This window comes from Flavobacterium channae (assembly GCF_021172165.1).
GTDB lineage: Bacteria > Bacteroidota > Bacteroidia > Flavobacteriales > Flavobacteriaceae > Flavobacterium > Flavobacterium channae.
In genome coordinates this window covers 143667-164394 of sequence record NZ_CP089096.1, presented here as the reverse complement: position 1 = coordinate 164394, position 20728 = coordinate 143667, and the positions used below count along the sequence as shown (strand labels likewise).

The 20728-nt window shown below is 32.8% G+C and carries 11 protein-coding genes; 2 read left to right on the top strand and 9 right to left on the bottom strand.

Annotated elements, in window-relative coordinates; genetic code table 11:
- Positions 1–5: 5 nt before the first annotated feature.
- The 4 genes from LOS89_RS00715 to LOS89_RS00700 all read right to left on the bottom strand — a co-directional run bounded on the left by LOS89_RS00715 (position 6) and on the right by LOS89_RS00700 (position 6810).
- Entirely contained in the window at positions 6–2015 is a 2010-nt protein-coding gene (locus LOS89_RS00715) for a fumarate reductase/succinate dehydrogenase flavoprotein subunit (protein ID WP_231835819.1), read from the bottom strand.
- An 18-nt stretch (positions 2016–2033) separates the two neighbouring features.
- On the bottom strand, positions 2034–2918 hold the full coding sequence (locus tag LOS89_RS00710) for a succinate dehydrogenase cytochrome b subunit (protein WP_231835818.1): 885 nt from the start codon (positions 2916–2918) through the stop codon (positions 2034–2036).
- 178 nt (positions 2919–3096) lie between these two features.
- Positions 3097–3969 (bottom strand): hypothetical protein, encoded by an 873-nt coding sequence (locus LOS89_RS00705; protein ID WP_231835817.1) that lies wholly within the window; start codon positions 3967–3969, stop codon positions 3097–3099.
- Between the two features lie 63 nt (positions 3970–4032).
- Positions 4033–6810, bottom strand: a complete 2778-nt coding sequence (locus LOS89_RS00700) for a VPS10 domain-containing protein (RefSeq protein WP_231835816.1) — start codon at positions 6808–6810, stop codon at positions 4033–4035.
- A gap of 115 nt (positions 6811–6925) precedes the next feature.
- Between LOS89_RS00700 and LOS89_RS00695 the strand changes: the two genes are divergently transcribed.
- Both LOS89_RS00695 and LOS89_RS00690 read left to right on the top strand, forming a co-directional pair.
- On the top strand, positions 6926–8218 hold the full coding sequence (locus LOS89_RS00695; RefSeq protein WP_231835815.1) for an aminopeptidase P family protein: 1293 nt from the start codon (positions 6926–6928) through the stop codon (positions 8216–8218).
- 502 nt (positions 8219–8720) lie between these two features.
- Positions 8721–9503, top strand: coding sequence for an alpha/beta fold hydrolase (locus LOS89_RS00690; protein ID WP_231835814.1), 783 nt, complete (start codon positions 8721–8723; stop codon positions 9501–9503).
- Here LOS89_RS00690 and LOS89_RS00685 read toward each other — a convergent pair.
- From LOS89_RS00685 to LOS89_RS00665, 5 genes are all read right to left on the bottom strand, one after another.
- Positions 9500–11680, bottom strand: coding sequence for a S41 family peptidase (locus LOS89_RS00685; RefSeq protein WP_231835813.1), 2181 nt, complete (start codon positions 11678–11680; stop codon positions 9500–9502). The genes LOS89_RS00690 and LOS89_RS00685 overlap by 4 nt on opposite strands.
- An 85-nt stretch (positions 11681–11765) precedes the next feature.
- The gene (locus LOS89_RS00680; protein ID WP_231835812.1) at positions 11766–14543 is read right to left on the bottom strand and encodes a PD-(D/E)XK nuclease family protein; all 2778 of its coding nucleotides are present in this window, start codon (positions 14541–14543) and stop codon (positions 11766–11768) included.
- A 63-nt stretch (positions 14544–14606) separates the two neighbouring features.
- Positions 14607–16010 carry an OmpA family protein gene (locus tag LOS89_RS00675; RefSeq protein WP_231835811.1) on the bottom strand — a complete coding sequence of 468 codons (1404 nt, stop codon included), beginning with the start codon at positions 16008–16010 and terminating at the stop codon, positions 14607–14609.
- Positions 16011–16113: 103 nt separating this feature from the next.
- On the bottom strand, positions 16114–17310 hold the full coding sequence (kbl, locus tag LOS89_RS00670) for a glycine C-acetyltransferase (protein ID WP_231835810.1): 1197 nt from the start codon (positions 17308–17310) through the stop codon (positions 16114–16116).
- 32 nt (positions 17311–17342) lie between these two features.
- Positions 17343–20531, bottom strand: coding sequence for a UvrD-helicase domain-containing protein (locus LOS89_RS00665; protein WP_231835809.1), 3189 nt, complete (start codon positions 20529–20531; stop codon positions 17343–17345).
- Positions 20532–20728: the final 197 nt, after the last annotated feature.

Below are 20728 nucleotides of genomic sequence, written 5' to 3'. Positions count from 1 at the left end.
ATATATTATTTGTAATTTCTAGCTGCAATTTTAATTTCTTCGTATTTCAATTCTTCTTTATGAAGTTCTTCTTTGCTGATATCATCTCCTTTATATTCCCAAGCACCAACAAATTTGAAGTTTTCATCATCACGTAATGTTTCACCTTCAGCATCTTGATATTCTTCACGGAAGTGACCTCCACAAGACTCTTTACGCTGTAAAGCATCCATTGCCATTAATTGTCCTAATTCGATGAAATCTGCAACTCTTAAAGCTTTTTCTAATTCAGGGTTTAATTCATCTGCACTTCCAGGAACATAGACATCTTTATAGAAATCTTCTTTTAATTGAGCAATTTCTGCAACTGCTTCAGTTAAACCTTTCTCATTACGTCCCATTCCAACTTTATTCCACATGATATTTCCTAATTTTTTGTGGAAATAATCTACAGATTTTGTACCGTTGTTATTTAAGAATTTGCTGATTGAATCTTTAACTCTTGATTCAGCTTCAACGAATTCTGGAGACTCAGTAGAAATTTTACCTGTTCTGATTTCGTCTGCTAAGTAGTTAGAAATTGTATAAGGTAATACAAAATATCCATCAGCTAAACCTTGCATTAAAGCAGAAGCTCCTAAACGGTTAGCTCCGTGATCAGAGAAATTAGCTTCACCTGCAACGAAACAACCTGGAATAGTAGATTGAAGGTTATAATCAACCCAAACACCACCCATTGTATAGTGAACTGCTGGATAAATTTTCATTGGAGTTTCATAAGGATTCTCGTCAGTGATTTTTTGATACATAGTAAACAAGTTACCATATTTCTCTTCTAACCATTGTTTTCCTAAAGCAGTAATTTCTTCTGCCGTAGGATTGTGATTTCCTTTTGCATAAGCCGTTTGACGACCTTTTGTTTGAATCTCAGTAGAGAAATCTAAATAAACTCCTTCGTTAGTATCATTTGCTTCAATACCGTAACCAGCGTCACAACGCTCTTTAGCAGCTCTAGAAGCTACGTCACGTGGAACTAAGTTACCAAAAGCAGGATATCTTCTTTCTAAGTAGTAATCTCTATCTTCTTCAGCAATTTGAGTTGGTTTTAATTTACCAGCTCTGATAGCTTCAGCATCTTCTTTTTTCTTTGGAACCCAAATACGTCCAGAGTTACGTAACGATTCAGACATCAACGTTAATTTTGACTGATTTGTTCCGTGAACTGGAATACATGTTGGGTGAATTTGTACATAACAAGGATTTGCGAATAATGCACCTTGTTTGTGAATTTTCCATCCAGCCGTTACGTTACTTCCCATCGCGTTAGTAGATAAGAAATAAACATTTCCGTAACCTCCAGAAGCGATAACAACTGCATGAGCAGAATGTCTTTCGATTTCACCTGTAATTAAGTTACGTGCAATAATACCACGTGCTTTTCCATCAACTTTAACCAATTCTAACATTTCGTGACGGTTGTACATTTGTACACGACCTAATCCGATTTGTCTAGATAAAGCTGAATAAGCACCTAATAACAATTGTTGGCCTGTTTGCCCAGCAGCATAAAACGTACGTTGAACTTGTGTTCCACCGAATGAACGGTTGTCTAACATTCCACCATATTCACGAGCAAAAGGAACTCCTTGAGCCACACATTGGTCAATAATGTTACCCGAAACTTCAGCTAAACGGTGAACGTTTGCTTCCCGAGCACGGTAGTCACCACCTTTAATTGTATCATAGAAAAGACGGTAAACACTATCACCATCATTTTGATAATTTTTCGCTGCATTAATACCTCCTTGCGCTGCAATTGAGTGCGCACGACGTGGAGAATCTTGAAAACAAAATGCTTTTACATTATATCCCATTTCTCCAAGAGAAGCAGCAGCAGAAGCTCCTGCTAAACCAGTTCCTACAACAATAATATCAATTTTTGGTCTATTGTTTGGAGCAACTAATTTTAAATGGTTTTTATGATTGGTCCATTTGTCTTTTAACGGACCAGCTGGTATTTTAGAATCTAACTTCATAATATATACTGATGTTGATTATTTTTTTAAGTGTAAGAAAACTGGAATGATTGCAAACAATAATGGAACTATGATTGCGAATGCTTTTCCGAAGAACTTAATTGCTGGAGTAAATTTAGAACTATTAGCTCCTAACGATTGGAAAGCGCTTTGGAAACCATGCCATAAATGGAAAGCTAAAGCTAACATTGCTAACACATATCCAATTGTGAAAAACAATCCATATTTAGCATCTCTAAAGAAATCCACAGTTAATTTATGTAAATCTTTGTAACCAATAAAAACAACTTCACCATCCACTTTATTGATTAATGTAGTTCCGTTTTTAAGTTCTAAATCGTATTTACCTTGCGTTTGCTCTTTAACTTCTTTTAAGAATTCTAATGAAATAGTTTTTTCTCCTTTAGCAGCTAAATAAGGCATTGGAGATTCTTTTGTACCTACTAATTGTACTTGCTTAATACCAATTCCATTATCCATTTCTTTAGTAACTAAAGGCATTTTTTTGTCAAAATGCATTTTAGCCCAAAAGTTTACCATGTGAGTAGCAATAAAAACTAAAATAACTGTTCCTAAAACCGCCATATTTCTTGAAGCAAAACTACTAGAAGAACCATCAGTTTTAGCATAAGCAACTGGTCTTGCTTTTTTGTTTTGGATAGTCAACATAATTCCATCAATAGCGTGGAATATAATTGAAATGTAAGTAAGATAAGAAAGTAACTTAACTGCTGGATTGGTGGTCATGAATAATGCATATTCATTAAAGTCTTTACTTGATCCAAAAATCAATTGAAGATTTCCTGCCAAGTGTCCCGCCAAAAACAAGCATAAGAATAAACCTGTAAGAGCCATCCAGTATTTTTTTGCTAGAGATGACTTCAATAGTGCCGATTTTGCCATAATTTTTATTTGATTGTACTAGTTTAATAAAAAATCAAACAAAAATAAGGCTATTTGAAATTAACTACAACCTTTTAGCGCTAATTTATAATCATTTTAAAATGAATTTAACTACTGTTGAATATCAGATAGTTAGCCTTCGAAAAAACAAGAAAAAATAAAATATCACAAAAAAAACTTATCTTGTATATGTGGGTATTAATCCTCTTAACCCCATATCAACAACATTTTCTCCAATTGAAGGCTCATATTTACCATCTGCAGTTATTTCTTCCCACTCAAAACTATTGTTACAAGAAAGTGATAATGTAACTACAATATCTCGAGTTTCATTTCCAGTAATAATTAAATTTTGAGGAAATTTACCTGTAACCACACAAGATCCTGAAGGAATTGGCGATGTTGCCGCAATAGGATTTGGTACAGTTGTAGCTCCGGCTGGCGCTTGACCAGAAGTTGCGTATGGAAAATCATTCAATGCAAAAGCCCAATAACCTTGCAAGCGGTTCCCGTTTACTGGAAAAGCATTATTACCTATTGAATGTGTAGTGATATAAGTGTTGTAACCAACAAAACTTGCTAATTTTCCTAAATAATCATTTCCTGCATTTCGAACTGAAATGGTATATTCTTGATAAGCTAATGAAACACGAACATATTCGTAATTACCTTGAGTAATTTGACTTAGTGGAATTTTCAAAAAAGCCTCTCCTTCTCCAACAATTGTTGCTTTACTAAAATCAATGGCTACAGAACCACCTTGAGTTGTTTCATCGGCATGAAATAAAACAGCACCATCTCCTAATTGCGTATTTGCATTTGGAGCCAACTCAAAATAATGGGCACTTATTTTACTAAAATCTGGTGTTTGCGCCGCGTGACCAGCAGGAATAGAAGCTGGTTGACCTAAATTATTTAAGCGTACTTGATTAGGATCAAACTGAAATTTGATAACTAATGAAGGTTCTTCGATGGTATCATCTAAATCTTCACATGAGAAAAACAGTGGTATAGACAGCAACACAACTAGTAAAAAAATCCATTTCTTCATAGTATCAAAATAGGTTATTTCATTTGGTAAAACGACAAAACCACCTTGTTTAGTATAACTCTTTTATTTTTTTGGCACATTTAATTCAAAAGTCTTACTATCTGAATCTTTATCTTTAGCTATTACCATTTTGTATTTACCTGTTTGCAAATAATATTTTTTATTCTCAGCTGGTTTCAATTGGTTTTTCTTGTTCTTTTTATTCCAATTTTCAACTGCTTTGTTTGAAATCGAATAATCGTAAGCAAATGTATTCAAGCCTTGTTTAGCCGTAACTTGTTTTTCATAAACCACAAATCCAGATTCGTTTGTGATAGTGACTTTTACATCTCCATCAGTTTTTGCATAAAACCAAATGTCCTGACTTGGCTCAATTGCTTTACCCCAAGCATAATTTTGCGTTCCCCAGCGTTCTGATTTTGATCTGTCGTTTACTTTAAACAATTGAAGATTTTTTGCTAAAAGTTCATTAGTTAATCCTTGAACTTTAGAAATATCAAACTTATAAATAGAACGACCATGAGTTCCTACTACCAATTCTTTCGCTTTAGATTGAATTACCAAATCATGAACCGCTACTTTTGGCATTCCGTTAGAGAAATCTTGCCAAGTTGCACCTTTGTCTAACGATATAAACAAACCATTATCTGTTCCTACGTATAAAATATTTTCATTTTCAGAATCTTCAGCAATTACATTTACCGCTTGCGTTAGTCCAGATGAAATTGAAGTCCAATTAGCTCCAAAATCTTCAGAAACATAAACATGACTATTGAAATTATCGTTTCGGTAACCATTTAAAGTGATATAAACGCGTTCTTTTTTAAATTTTGAAGCGACAACTCTTGAAACCCATAAATTTTGAGGCAAATTATTCAAAATCAATTTCCATGAAGCGCCTCCGTCTTTGGAAATGTGAATTTTTCCATCATCAGAACCGGTATAAAGCAATCCAAATTGGAATTTACTTTCGGCAATAGTAGTAATTGTTCCAAAAGCAACATTTCCTTCTTTAGCGCCATGGGTTAAATCGTCTGAAATTCTTTCCCAAGATTCTCCTTGATTCATAGAACGATGTAAAAACTCAGAACCCATGTATAAAATATCTTGATTGTGAGAAGACAACAAAATTGGTGTTTGCCAATTAAAACGGTATGGTTTTTCTCCTTTTGGCGCTTTTGGTGTTATGTAATCAAACTTATTTTCTTTTTGATTGATTTTGTAGTAATTCCCAAATTGAAATCCTGCAAAAACTACATTAGGGTTTCTGCCATCAACCTGAATTTGCATGCCATCTCCACCAATTAATTCCTGATATGGATATTTTCCTTCTTGATGCCAAGCCACATTATGTGAATAGTTATTTGGTCCAAACCAAACTCCGTTATCTTGCAAACCACCATAAACATTATAATTTTCCTGATAATCTACATTTACTGCATACAATTGCCCAAGTGCTTCATTGTTACATTTTATCCAATGTTCGCCATTGTCATACGATATATTAATTCCACCATCATTTCCATTAATAATATGATTTGGATTTGAAGGATTTATCCAAGTCAAATGATGATCTGCATGCACATTTTCTTTACTAATCATTGTAAAGTTTTTTCCGCCATCTTCAGAAAACAATAACGGAACACCACCTATGTAAACACGATTTTGATTTTTTTCATCAACAGAAATATTCGCAAAATAATAACCATACGTATAATACATGTCGTCGATGTAGTTTTCATGAGTTCGTTTCCACGTTTTTCCGCCATCTTCCGATTTGTAAACTTCGCAACCTATAACTTCTGTTTCAAACAATGCCTTATTTGCATCTGCAAGTATTGCCAAAGCTTCAACAGGTTGCATATTGTTTTCAATTATCCAACTTTTAATGTTCTCCGCTCTATATTTTTCTCTAAAACCACTTTCTTTTAGAGCTACATTCAATTCTTTATTTGAAATTTCCATAAAGTCAGCTCCAGGAGTTGACAACATTGCAGTTAATTTACTTTTCGATTCTTTTTTTGGTCTATTGTTTTGATTATCAACAACGGCATAAATTACATTTTCGTTGAACATTGCCAAACCAATTCTACCTACTCCTGCATTAGCAGGAAAACCGCTTTCATTTGATGATACTAATTTCCAAGTAGTTCCACCATCTTCACTTTTATAAATTCCCGATTTTTCTCCATCGCCATCAAAATGCCACGCTTTTCTGTCTTTTTGCCAAGAAGTCGCAAACATGATTTTTGGATTATTTTTCGAAACGGCTAAATCAATAATTCCTGCGTCATCCGCTACAAACAACGTTTGTTTCCAAGTTTTACCACCATCTATCGATTTATAAATGCCGCGTTCTTTGTTAGTTGTATACAAGTGACCTAGAGAAGCAACCACAATTTCGTTTAAATTACTTGGGTTAACCCAAATTCTACTAATATGGTGTGATTCTTTTAATCCTAAATTTTCCCAAGTTTTTCCTTTATCCGAAGATTTTAAAACTCCAACTCCAGCATAAGAAGAACGCGAAGCATTTACTTCTCCTGTTCCTACCCAAATAGTTCCTGAATTCCAATCCACCGTAACCGAACCACAATTTACCGTTTCGGCTGAATCCATTACCGGAGTAAAAGAAGTCCCATTATTATTAGTATACCAAAGTCCACCAGTAGCATACGCCACATAAAATTCAGTTGGGTTATTTGGATTTACAGCCAAATCAGCTACACGACCACTCATAACTGTTGGTCCAATATTTTTAGCTTCGACTTGATGAAATAAAGAATTTTGTGCGGTTACAGATTGCACAATTAATAAAAACAATACGATAAGTTGTTTCATCTTGAGAAATTTTTCTGAAAATTAGCCAAAATATTACAAGTGTTCAAATTTTTTAATTCATTTAACAGCTTTTAGGCTTAATCTTTTTTAACTTTGGAATTCAAAATAAATAATCATGAAATACCATCAAATAGACCGAAACTTATATGTGAAAAACAGAGCTAAGTTTACGGCACAAATGAAACCTAACAGTGTTGCAGTTTTTAATTCAAATGATATTTATCCTGTAAGTGCTGATAGTACATTACCTTTTGCACAACATAGAGATATTTTATATTTATCTGGAGTAGATCAAGAAGAAAGTATTTTGTTACTTTTTCCAGATGCGCCTTACGAACATTTAAAAGAAATTTTATTCTTAAAAGAAACGAATGAGCACATTGCTATTTGGGAAGGTGAAAAACTAACTAAAGAACGTGCTTTTGAAGTTTCAGGAATCAAAACAGTAATTTGGTTACAAGATTTCCACAAGACTTTAAAAGAAATCATGGCCTATGCCGATACGATTTACATCAACACAAACGAACATTACAGAGCGGTTATTGAAACAGAAACCCGTGAAGCACGTTTTGTAAAATGGTGGAAAGAAAATTATCCTGCTCACAAAGTAGAAAAATCAAATCCTATTCTTCAAAAACTACGTTCTATTAAAGAACAAGAAGAATTGGATTTAATTCAAAATGCATGTAATATTACTGAAAAAGGTTTCCGTAGAGTTTTAAACTTTGTGAAACCTGGCGTAATGGAATATGAAATTGAAGCAGAATTTGCACACGAATTTTTAAGAAATCGTTCAAAAGGATTTGCTTACACACCAATTATTGCTTCTGGTAACAACGCGAATGTGTTACATTATATCGAAAACAACCAACAATGTAAAGCGGGTGATTTGATTTTATTAGACGTTGGTGCCGAGTACGCCAATTATTCAAGTGATATGAGTAGAACTATTCCTGTTTCGGGTCGTTTTACAGATAGACAAAAAACAGTTTATCAAGCGGTTTTGAATGTGAAAAACGAAGCTACCAAAATGTTGGTACCAGGAACATTATGGAAACAATATCATGTGGAAGTGGGAAAAATCATGACTTCAGAATTGTTAGGTTTAAGATTAATCGATAAAGCCGATGTACAAAACGAAAATCCAGATTGGCCAGCGTATAAAAAATATTTCATGCACGGAACAAGTCACCACATGGGATTAGATACTCACGATTATGGATTATTACACGAACCCATGCAAGCCAACATGGTTTTTACCGTTGAACCAGGAATTTACATTCCGAAAGAAGGTTTTGGTATTCGTTTAGAAGATGATGTTGTGATTCAAAAACAAGGCGAACCTTTCAATTTAATGCGAAACATTCCAATTGAAATTGAGGAAATTGAAGCGATAATGAATAGTTAATAAAGAATAAATACTTTTAAAAACTTTAAAATGCTAATCGGTTATTTTGACTATTTAATTATTGGTATTCTAGTCTTCCTAAACATTAAATTCTGGGATAAGAATTTTAATTTTAAAGAAGGTTGTTTAATTTCAATTGGTCTATTTGGGTTTGTTTTGCCAATAATTTCGATTATTATTGAACTACAAAGAGTAAAATTAAATGGCGGTTGGATGGATGGATTCGAAGTTATATATACATTCATAAGATTTCCGACATATTGGATAATAGGTTTTTTACAACTAATTATTTTAAAGATAAAGAATTTACAATAAAAACTTCGGCTTACAGGAATGTGAGCTGTTTTTTTTATGTTCAAACTTAGCTCAACGCAAACTTGTCATGCTGTAAAGCATCTCTTTATGAGATTCCTACGGAATGACAATTTTGTGGTGAAACAATCCTTGCGTACTTCGCGAAAAAACCTTGCGCCCTTTGCGTTTAAACTATACCTTTGCCCACATGAAAACCACGAACTTCAAAAACACTAAAATTGCTTTCACCGACCAAGGAAAAGGAACGGCTATTGTATTATTGCACGGTTTTTTGGAAAATCAATTGATGTGGAAAGCGTTTGTTCCTGAACTAGCAAAAAAACATCGTGTTATTACTATCGATTTGTTAGGGCATGGTGAAACGGAATGTTTGGGTTATGTTCATACTATGGAAGACCAAGCCGATATGGTGCATCATGTTTTGCATGAATTAAAAATCAGAAAGATAGTTTTAATTGGTCATTCAATGGGTGGTTATGTAGCATTAGCGTTTGGTGAGTTGTATCCTGACAATGTAAAAGGAATTATTTTACAGAACTCTACTTCAAGAGCCGATAGCGATGAACGTAAAACAAATCGCGATCGTGCTATAATTGCTGTAAAACAAAACTATACCGCTTTTATAAGAATGAGTATTGCCAATTTATTTAGTGAAGACAATCGCGAACGTTTGGCAACTGTAATCGAAGAAGTAAAACTAGATGCTTTAAAAACACCGCTTCAAGGTATTGTTGCCGCTTTAGAAGGCATGAAAATACGTAAAGACCGTGAAGTTCTTATGCATTTAGCTCCTTACCCTATTCACTTAGTCTTAGGAAAAAAAGATCCGGTTTTACCATACGAAGAAAATCTTACTCAAATTGAAGACACTACTATTGAACTGACCACCTTTGAAGATGGTCATATGAGTCACATTGAAAACGGAACCGATTTACTTGCTGTTTTTCAAAAGTTTTTGAAGAAGGTTTAATTGTTGTTTATCAACTCAATTGCTTTATCTAACAATTCATCTTTTCCATCACGAATTCCATTAACAGTTGGTTCCATTTTTACATCTGGAATTATTCCTACACGTTGTGTTTCTGATCGATCAGGATTCAAAACTCCTATTCCAGAAATGTAGGTGAAAATGCTTCCTGGCAAATAAATAGCTGATACATTTCCATCAGCACCAGCTGTAGTACTTCCTACAACTGTTGCATTTGGAGTAACTCGTAATGCCATTGTAGTATACTCAGCATTACTCTGTGTATCTTCGTTAATAAGTATCACCACTTTTCCTTTGTAATAATCTCGGTTACTACCTCCAGCAGCTTCTTCGTCGCCCCTCATAGTAAATAGCCCTGGAGTTTTAACACTTCCGGTTGTGAATTTTACAAAGTCTTTTTTCTCATTTAAAAGATAATTACTCAAACTAAAAACGATAAAATCAGAAGGATAACATCTCATGTCTACAATCAATCCTTTTTTGCTTAAAAACTTGTCCATAATTTCTTTTATCTCGCCTTTCTTCAATGTTCCTGGATAGATATAACCAATATTGTCATTAATCTCTTTGTGCGATAATGGTTCGTCTTTATAATATTTGTACTTGACTGTATTAACCGCTACATTTTTAGTTCCAGTTCTATTTTCAATTGTAAGCTGAATAGATTTTTCATTTGAACGCAACAATTTTCTAGCAACATCTCGCAATTGTGTAGGATAATTGGAAGCCGGGAAATATTTTAAATTGTTCTTTAACCAATCTTCTACTTTAATTCCGTTAACCGATAAAATTTCATCACCAACAGCAACATTTCCATCTTTAAAGTCTTCTTCTAATTTTACAACTATGGCTTTATTTTCAATAAATTTCATTTTTATCGGGGCAATATTTTCTCCGAAATACGTATCTAAAACCGCATTATATCGCCAAATGTTAGCATGTGTGTCTTGAATTTTTCCTATAAGTTCTAATAATGTTAAAGTGTATTCTTTTTTATCTTTTGTTTCAGTCATTCTTGGAATAAACTCAGCAAGAACGGTATCCCAATTTTCATCCATTAAATGGCGATTAGGGAAAAAGTATTCGATCATGTTCCAATATCTAAAAACAGCTAAAAGCTTGATACCTGTATCGGCATAATCCATTTTTTCATACACTTTTTCATTAGTGAAATCTGGATTTCCTACTCTATTATGTAATTTGATGTAATAACTTTTGTCTTTTCTATCTGCATTATTTACTTTTTGAAGTAATGCAGATAATTCTGCCGAAATGAAATTTGTATCTGAAATCCATTTTGTGTTGGGAAGCAATTTGATTTGGTCTTCTTTTGGAAGTTTTTGTGTTGTAGTTTTAAAAGTTCTTAACTTGTTAATCCATTTAACCAAATCATCATCAAAATTTTTGTTGTCGATTTTTGGTAAGATTCTGAAAAGCTCATAGTCCCAACTAATAGTTCCTTCAGCAATTACTGGGTGATGGTATTTTACAAAACCCCAAACCTTTCCTAATACAAATAAATTTCGTTTCTGAATTTCATTCAATTGGTTCAATTCAAACTTTGAACCCGAGTCAAATTCATTGTCTTTTTCTACTATTGAAAGTTCTCTTTCTACAAATTTTAATTTTTCAATAGGTTTACCATCAATTGAAACTTTAAAATTATCAAACCAAGCTTTTCCTTTTCCAACTAAAATTCCGGCAACATAAATTCTATCCGCATTTTCTTTAAAATCTAACGTAATTGAATATTTTTTCCAGTCGGATGTTCCTTGAAGTTTTTGCTTTTGCATGTTGTCAAATGCAACAGATTGTCCATCCTTATCAATTCTCATAAGTAATCCTACAAATCCATCAGTAGCATTTTCCATCTTAATATAACCTTCTAAAGTTATTTTCTTTCCTTTAAAATTTGCAGGTAATTCATAAGCAACACAGCCAAAAGCATCTCCTACTTTGGAATCAATTAGTAATGCTCTTTTTCCAGAATAAAAATTTGTGGAATCAATTTCTAGGCTATAATCTCCCCACTTTTGCCATCCGGTAGGCAAATCATTATCAACTGTTTTTTCAAAATCAAGATTATAAAATACTTCTTGAGCTTGAGAAAAAACAACATTAATTAATAAGATTAAAACAAAAAGAAAGGATTTTTTCATAGGATTCATTTTCGATTACTAAACGTATTAAATTACAGTTCGGTAAAGAAAACGAAAAACCATGTAAGAAAATTGTAACAAAACGTTAAACCTTTTCTTTAAAAGCAACTTCTGTGTTAAAAATTTCTAATATTAACTTTTGTAACTCCTTTTTAAAATCCTCTAAAATTTCACCAGAAATAACAAGTTCGGAATCTTTTCCTTTTCCTAATCCGAAAGGTAAAAAACCGTTTTTCATGTTTTTAAACGAAACAATTCCGGCTGAAACTTCTCGATTCTGCTTTAATTCGTGATTATCAAACATCAACGCATAACACAGTAATTGGATAATTTTTTCATTCTTAATATCCGAAGTTAAATCTTGAAAATCGGAAATTTTAAGTGAATTGCCATCTACTTTCCCAGTTTTATAATCGATAATTCGAATACTTCCGTTTCGTTCTTCAATACGGTCGACTTTCCCTGCTATTTTTATTGGAAAAGGTAAATTTGGTACTTCTATATCACAGGACAAACTTGCTTCTAGCATCAATACTTTTATAGCTTGACCTTCTTCGATATCTTTCTTTTCTAATTGTAGAAAATTATAAACATTTCGTTTTGCTACTTCAAAAGCCAATAGGTTTTTCCCTTTGGTAATTTCACCTTCTTTGTAAATCTCTTTGAAATGTTTCAGAATCACATCGCCAATTTGATTTTCCATAGCTTCAATGTGATGCAATGCCAAAAACTGATTCAAATAAGGCGTATACAATTCTTCCAACGCATTGTGAATGATGGTTCCTAAAGTGTTAACTGCAATATTTTCTTCTACTTCATCCGCCTCGTTAATGCGCAAAATACGTTGCATGTAAAACTGTAACGGATTTCGAATATAATTCGTTAAAGACGATGGCGAAAATCCTTTTACAGTTGCAATTTCGTTTAAACGCTCAATTATTTTATCCGTTTTAGGAATAGTTACAGGTTCATACGCTTTTTCTGGTAGAACCGCATTATAAATAGTGCTTGTAATGTTATGCTTTGGTTGTTTTTCAATTTCTAATTGCGTAATAAAACGGCTTTTTTCTCCAGCATCGATTCCTTCGTTATCGGTATTGTAAAGCAACCAAATATTTTTTGCACGTAATAATAAATGATAAAAGTGATAACAATAAATAGCATCTTTCTCCTTGTACGTTGGCAAACCTAATTCTTTTTTCACATCATATGGAATGAATGAATTTTGGGATTTTCCAGCCGGGAATTTACCTTCATTTACTGAAGTAATAATTACATTTTCAAAATCTAATACTCGGCTTTCTAAAACACCCATTACCTGAAGACCAGACAAAGGTTCACCTTCAAAAGAAACTTCCGCTAAATCGATTATTTGCTTATAAATAGAATGAAGTGATTGTAAATTATCAATCTGATGATATGCTTCGTGATAATTGGTTAATTTATTAATGGTTTTGAATACGGAATACACAAAGGCTTTTGTTACTTTTTCTTCGGCATCATCATTGCTTAAACTCGATTTTATGATAAGTAATATTTCTTTTAATCGATCTAAAACAACATCGATGGAATCTTCCCAACGACTAAACAACAATTCGAAAAATCTATTTTCTGAATTTGGGTATTTCTCTACGTATAAACTAAACAGTTTTTGATTTGAAAAGAACGTAAAATTGTTGTTATTGATTACTTTAACCACTTCTTCAACCTTGCAATAAGGCTCAACTAGAGGATGATTTAAAATATCTAAAACTTCTTTATAGTAAAATGTATAGCTTTTTTCGTTTCGTTGATTCGCATTGATATGCAATTTAAACAACTTACTAATTAGCAATTGTGCTGGATTATTCTTACTCGGATAACCCATTGTTATATTCAATGCGTCAATAGATTCAGGCAATCCATACAAAACAGGCAATAATAAATTCTCATCACCAAGAACAACAGCTGTTTTTTCTAAACTAGAATTTTCAGAATGAATTTTTTCTACAATAGTTCCAACAATTTTGGCTTGACCAATACTTTTTGGTGTACCAATAATTTCAATATTTTTTTCTTCGCTGAAATGATTTACAACCCATTCAAAATCTTGATTTACAAATGGTTTCCATTCCTTCTTAAACTTTCTGACAAACAAACCAGCATCATGGTATGCATCATTTAAAAACACTTCATCGATATCCCAATAAATTTTGGCTTTGTTTTCAGTTGCCAAATGTTTGAAAATTCTTTCTTCTGCCTGATTAAGTGCATTAAATCCTGCAAAGTAGATTTGATTAGAAATTGTATTGGTAAAAGCTTCTAAATTTTTAATTGCTTCTCTATACAACAAACCTTGGTAACCTATATTTTTCTTAAACAAATGTTTATAAAAAGACTCATAATATAAAGGCAATTTTGACCAAAACTCAAAATGAGCATCAATCAATTTAGTTGTGTCTTGAGGCTCTAATTTCCATCTTTTTAAAGCTTCAATATCTTTTAAATAAGAAAATATATGATTTGGGTCTAATAGGTAACGATCTATTTCATTAAAGTCCTGAATAGCCGTTTTAGCCCAAGTTGCAAATTCTTCAAATGTTTGTTGTTTCCCTTTCTCAGTTACAGAAAGGTATACTTCGTAGAATTCAAACAACAACTCAATTGGATCTATGGAACGAATCCCTGAAATATCTTGAATAAACTCCTCAATACTTATAATGCTAGGAGCAAATGAAGTAGATTCAAGTTGCCTTTTTAAACTTTCTAAAAGAAAAACCTTTGCTCTTTTATTAGGCAATACAATCAAACAATTGGATAATTCAATATCGGATTGCGATAAAATGGCAGCACTTAACTTGTCTAAAAAAGTAATTGTTTTCATTTTATAAAAATAAAAAAACGCCCCGATAAATCGAGGCGTTTCCTATTATATTTTAGAAAGAAATTATTTTACTAATTTCACTTCTACTCTTCTGTTGTTAGCTTTACCTTTAGCAGTTTTGTTAGAGTCAATTGGATATTTTTCTCCAAATCCTGTTGCAGATAATCTATCAGCTGAAATACCGTTTTCAATTAAGTAAGCTTTAACAGCGTCAGCTCTTGAAGCAGATAATTTTTGGTTCATTTCTTCAGCACCATCAGAATCAGTATGTCCTTCAATTGAGAACTTAGCTGTTGGATACTCTTTTAAGATAGCAACAATAGCTTGTAAAACTGGGTATGTTTGTTTTTGGAAAGAAGATTTTCCAGAGTTAAACAAGATAGTTTTAGCATAATCATTTAATTTTTTGATAGCATCATCAGATACTTCAGGACAACCATTGTTAGCAACAGTACCGGCTACAGTAGGACATTTGTCATCTTTATCAGCAACACCGTCACCATCAGTATCAGGCCAAGGACAACCAGCGTTATCTTTTGCACCAGCTACAGTAGGACAGTTGTCATCTTTATCAGCAACACCGTCACCGTCAGCATCTGGACATCCATTCATCATTTTAGTTCCTTTGTCATCTGGACAAGCATCTTCTGAATTGATGATTCCGTCACCGTCGTTATCAGGACAACCGTTTAATTCTTTAGAACCAGCTTCTTCTGGACAAGCGTCTTCTGAATCTTGGATTCCGTCTTTATCTGTATCTGGACATCCTTTGAATTCTGGTAAACCAGCTACTTCTGGACATGCGTCATCTTTGTCATAAATTCCATCACCGTCTGTATCTTTACCTCCAAATTTGAAAGTTAAACCAGCCATATGTTGGATATGAGTAGGAACATCTAAGTCAGCAACTCTAGTGTCATCAAATGAATGTTTGTAAGTAGATTGTAATTGTAAACCAACTTGTTCAGTGAACCAAAATGTTAAACCTACACCTCCATTAACAGTACCTGCAGAAGCATCACCGAAGAAGTTGTAACCTCCACCAATGTTAAGAGATGGATCAAACCATTTTGTACCAATCATTTCCATGAAACTATACTTGATAGTTGCATCGAATGCATAGTAAGCTAAATCTCCAGGATTAGATACCACATCAGTATATTCCGTTGTACGATCTCTTTCAACCCATTTATCAATTTTATTAACAGAACCTGTTAAACCAAAAGAAAAACCATCACCTACGTATCTAGATACAGTTAAATAAGATACTGAAGGAATAAAATTCCAGTTTTCTCTTGCGTTTCCTAATTGAATCCATTTTGGACTATCATTACCAACAGCACTCACTTTAGTGTCTACTGCGTTTGCCCCAAAAGACACTGCCCATGGGTTGTTGCTGTCCTGTGCTTGAGTTGTTAAACCTGCAAACAATAAAGCGGCAGCAAATAATTTGTTAAGATGTTTCATACTTGTTTTATTTAATTACAATGCGTTATAATTAGAACAAAAGTAATACGTTTTTTTAAACTACAAAAAGTTTTGTTAAAAAAAATTACTTTTTTGTCTGATTTTACTTGATTATTTCTAATTTTTTAGCAACTTCTGTGAAAGCGCTGATTGCTTTATCCAAATGTTCTTGCGTGTGAGCAGCAGATAATTGTACGCGAATACGCGCTTTATCTTTAGGAACAACTGGAAAGAAAAACCCTATAACATAGATTCCTTTTTTTAACAATTCTTCTGCCATTATTTGCGATAATTTGGCATCGTACAACATTACAGGTACAATTGCAGAGTCGCCATCGATAAAATCAATACCTGCTTTTCTTAAACCTGCTTTGAAATAATTGGTGTTCCACTCTAATTTATCTCTTAATATGGTATCTTTCTCTAATAATTCAAAAACTTTTAACGAAGCTCCTACAATTGAAGGCGCTAAGGAATTTGAAAACAAATATGGGCGTGAGCGTTGGCGTAATATTTCAATAATTTCCTTTTTTGCTGTAGTATAACCACCCATTGCTCCACCTAAAGCTTTTCCAAGTGTTCCTGTAATGATATCTACTCTTCCCATTACACCTTTAGCCTCCAATGTTCCTTTTCCTGTAGCACCGATGAACCCTGCAGCATGACATTCGTCAACCATAACCATGGCATCATATTTATCTGCTAAATCACAAATTTTATCTAAAGGCGCTACTAATCCATCCATTGAGAAAACACCGTCAGTTACAATTAGTTTAAAGCGATGTCCTTTTTCAGCAGCAGCAATCAATTGCGTCTCTAAATCTTCCATATTGTTATTTTCATAACGGTAACGAGCTGATTTGCATAAACGAACTCCATCAATAATAGAAGCATGATTCAAAGAATCGGAAATGATACAATCTTCTTCTCCTAATAAAGGTTCAAAAACACCACCATTAGCATCAAAAGCGGCCGCATATAAAATAGTGTCTTCTGTTCCGTAGAAATTGGCGATTTTTTGCTCTAATTCTTTATGAATATCTTGAGTCCCACAAATAAAACGCACTGATGACATTCCAAAACCATGAGAATCCAAAGCATCTTTTGCGGCTTGAACAACTTCTGGATGAGATGATAATCCTAAATAATTGTTTGCGCAAAAATTTAAAACCGTTTCTCCTGTTGAAATTGTAATTTCAGCTCCTTGTGGCGATGTAATAACGCGCTCTTTTTTAAATAATCCGTTTTCTTGAATCGTATTCAATTCGTTTTGTAAGTGTTGTTGGATTTTTCCGTACATATATATTGTTGTTTGTTGTTATTAGTTTGCGGCTACAAAGTTACTATTTCTATGTTTTCGCTTATATAGATTAATGCTTTTTTTACAACCTGAAAGTTCATTTCCTGTAAAGCCAATTCGTATTCTTGTAATTGCACAATGTGTTTTTTTTGTTTTTCTCCTGTTTTATAATCTAACAAATATGCTTGATTAGCTTTTATAACTACTCTATCGGGCTTGATTGTTTTTGTCGCTTTTTTTATAATAGTTTGCTCATTAAAAACTTTGGCTTCAGCATCAAAGAATTCAAGTAATTCAGGATGGTTTACAATATTTTGGATTTTATCCTTGAAAACACTTTGTTGAGAAAACGTAATCAAACCTGATTCTGTTGCTTTTTGGATAGCCAAATCCGCATCTTCTTTTGTTTGAACAAACGCCATAATTTCATGCAAAATATTTCCAAAAGTAATAGCATCTTGTTGAATTGTTCCCCACATCAAGGCTTCGCGTTGCGCAATTTTAATGTTTTTTGGATTTAATTTTCGAGCAACTATTCCTATTTGATTGTTCTTTTCTTTATGTGATTTATTAGTTGAAATTCGGATTGGATTTCCAAAATCGTATTCCAATTGCGTTTCTTCAAACTTTCCTGAATTTTGTAAAAATTCGATAAAATAATACGATAAATTATTGGTAACCAATTCTCCTTTTTTGGTTTTCAGTTTATTCGAAATCACATACAATTGTTCCTCTGCACGCGTTAATGCAACATATAAAACATTAATTGTATCTAAAACTTCTTCTTGATTTTTAGTCTGAAAAATAGTTTTCGCCTCGTTTCCATAGGTTTCAACTTCTTTTTTATTGTTGATTAAAGCCTTTGGGAAATCTACATTAGAGTCTTCAATCGGAATCCATAGTTTATCTTTTGGTTTACTCGAAAAATTTTCCTCTGCAAACGGAAAAATCACCACCGGAAATTCCAATCCTTTTGATTTATGGATCGTCATGATGCGAACCGCGTTTGTTCCTTCTGGTGACGGAATACTTTTTTGATAACCAATTTTGTCCCAATACTCTAAAAAATCGGCAATACTCGATTGCGATTTTACATCTTTTTCCAACACCAAATCCAAGAAATACTGCAAATACGAAGTATTCACTTTATCATTTAAAAATGTTGCAATTAAAATTTCAACTGCTTCATAAAGCGACTTTTTCTTGCAATTTTTAAACGAAATTTCAATTCCGATAGTTTTCAAAAACGCTTCTAATTCTTCAGAACTTTTGTCTTTAGTAGCAACTATAAAATCGTGTATTTCTAATTCGTTTTGTAAATATTTTGCAATGAAATAAAGGAAATATACTTTTGATTCGTCGTCTTTTGGATTTTTCAAATAACGAAGCAAAGCAATCAACAACTTTACTTCTGTTGCATTTTGAATCAATAAGGTTTCCGATGATAAAATCGGAACGCTGTTTTCGGTTAAGAAATTCGCCAACTTTATTCCGGGCGCTTTAGTTCTGGTTAGCAAAACAATATCCTTGTATTCAAAACCATTTGCAACACATTTTTCAATGGTTCGCAACGTTTGATTTAAATAAAATTTATCTTTTATTGATATCGAATCATTATCGGAATCAAAACCTTCGACTTCGGTTTCGTCTTCTGGCACTTCAATAAACGAGAGATTTACATAACCTCCTTTTTTAGAATTGACTTCTTGATGCGAAAGATTTTCATATAAATTTTTATAATCTGAATTTTCAAATTTATCTGATAATTGCTTGAAAAAGGCATTATTAAACTGAATCACTTCACTAAAACTGCGATAATTAGTTCCTAAACGAAGCGTTTCTTTGTCTTTATTGGAAAAGGGATTGTATTTTTTATCTTCTTTTGCTAAATCGATAAATTGCTCCGCTTTTCCTCCTCGCCAACGATAAATTGCTTGTTTAGGATCGCCAACCAACATTAATGTTCCAGGATTTCCAAAATCGTCTTCACCTGACAAAGCATTATCTATTAAGGGTATTAAATTTTGCCATTGCATTACCGATGTATCCTGAAATTCGTCTATAAAATAATGACGGTATTTTTCACCCAAACGTTCATAAATAAAAGGTGCTGGCTGATTTTGGATTTCGTTGTGAATAATGCGATTAAAATCTGAAATAGAAACCAAATTTTGTTCTTCCTGAATTTGCTTGAATTCCTGATAAATAGTATTTAATAACGAAAGAGGATTTAAGTTTTGTAAAAAAGCTTCGTACATGGCAATTTTACCAACTTTTGAATTAATTTCTAAAATTGAAGCTAAAATTTCAGAAGCATTTTCATCAATAAAATCTTTATCGGATTGAGGGATTTTTGCACCATAAGATGATTTTTCACCATCCAAATATTTTATAATAGTTTCATTAATCGCAATTTTATCTGAAGCAACTTTCTCTAAATGATTTGTAACATAACTTGAATAAAACGATTTTCGAGAAACACTATTCGCATCAATTAAATCCAAAACACTTTGAGCAATTGCCTTACATTCCGATTTCAGTTGTTTGATTTTTTCTTGTAATTTCTTTTTTACGATTCCAAAATCATCCAAACTCTTATCTGCCATTTCTTTGATTTCTTCCGAATTGTTTTCATTCGTAATCAATTGAGAGACCTTTAATAATTCGGCCGAAATATCCCAGTTTTTATCATCGTCAGTTCTGTCTTTTGAAAACTCAATCAATAATTTGGTTAATCCAACATCATCACCTGCTTTAGAAATCACCAAATCTATTGCTTCTTGCAAAAGCGAATCAGTTTCTAATGAAACTTCAAAATTGGGTGGTAAATTTAAATCTTGAGCAAAAGTTCGAATTACTTTATGTGTGAATTTATCTATCGTTGAAATATCAAAAGCTGCATAATTATGAATGATATTCTTGATGATCGCTTTTGATTTATCTTTTAGCGTAGCAATGCTTAATTTGGTTTCATTTGAAACATCTTTTAGCAATTCCATGGCTTTTTCAGAAGTCGTATCAATAGAAAACTCATATAAACTAGATACGATTCTATTTTTCATCTCTTCAACCGCTTTGTTGGTAAAAGTAATAGCCAAAATTTTGCGATATGAATCGTCGTTTGAAGCTAAGAAAAGAATTTTTAAATACTCTTTTGTTAAGGTATAGGTTTTTCCTGAACCAGCCGAAGCATCATATATGGTAAAAGCAGCTGTTTTCATATATGTAAATTACATTTTTTTTGTTGTCATATATGGAATCACCTGTTTATTGATTTGTTTTTGTATAGCAATTTTATTGCTGGTGATTTCAAATGTTATATTTATCTTAATAATAGTGGTATAGAAACTATCTATTTTTGATTCCGAAGTTTAATTTGTAAATTTGGTGAAAATATTACTAATCTAAAAATAAAATA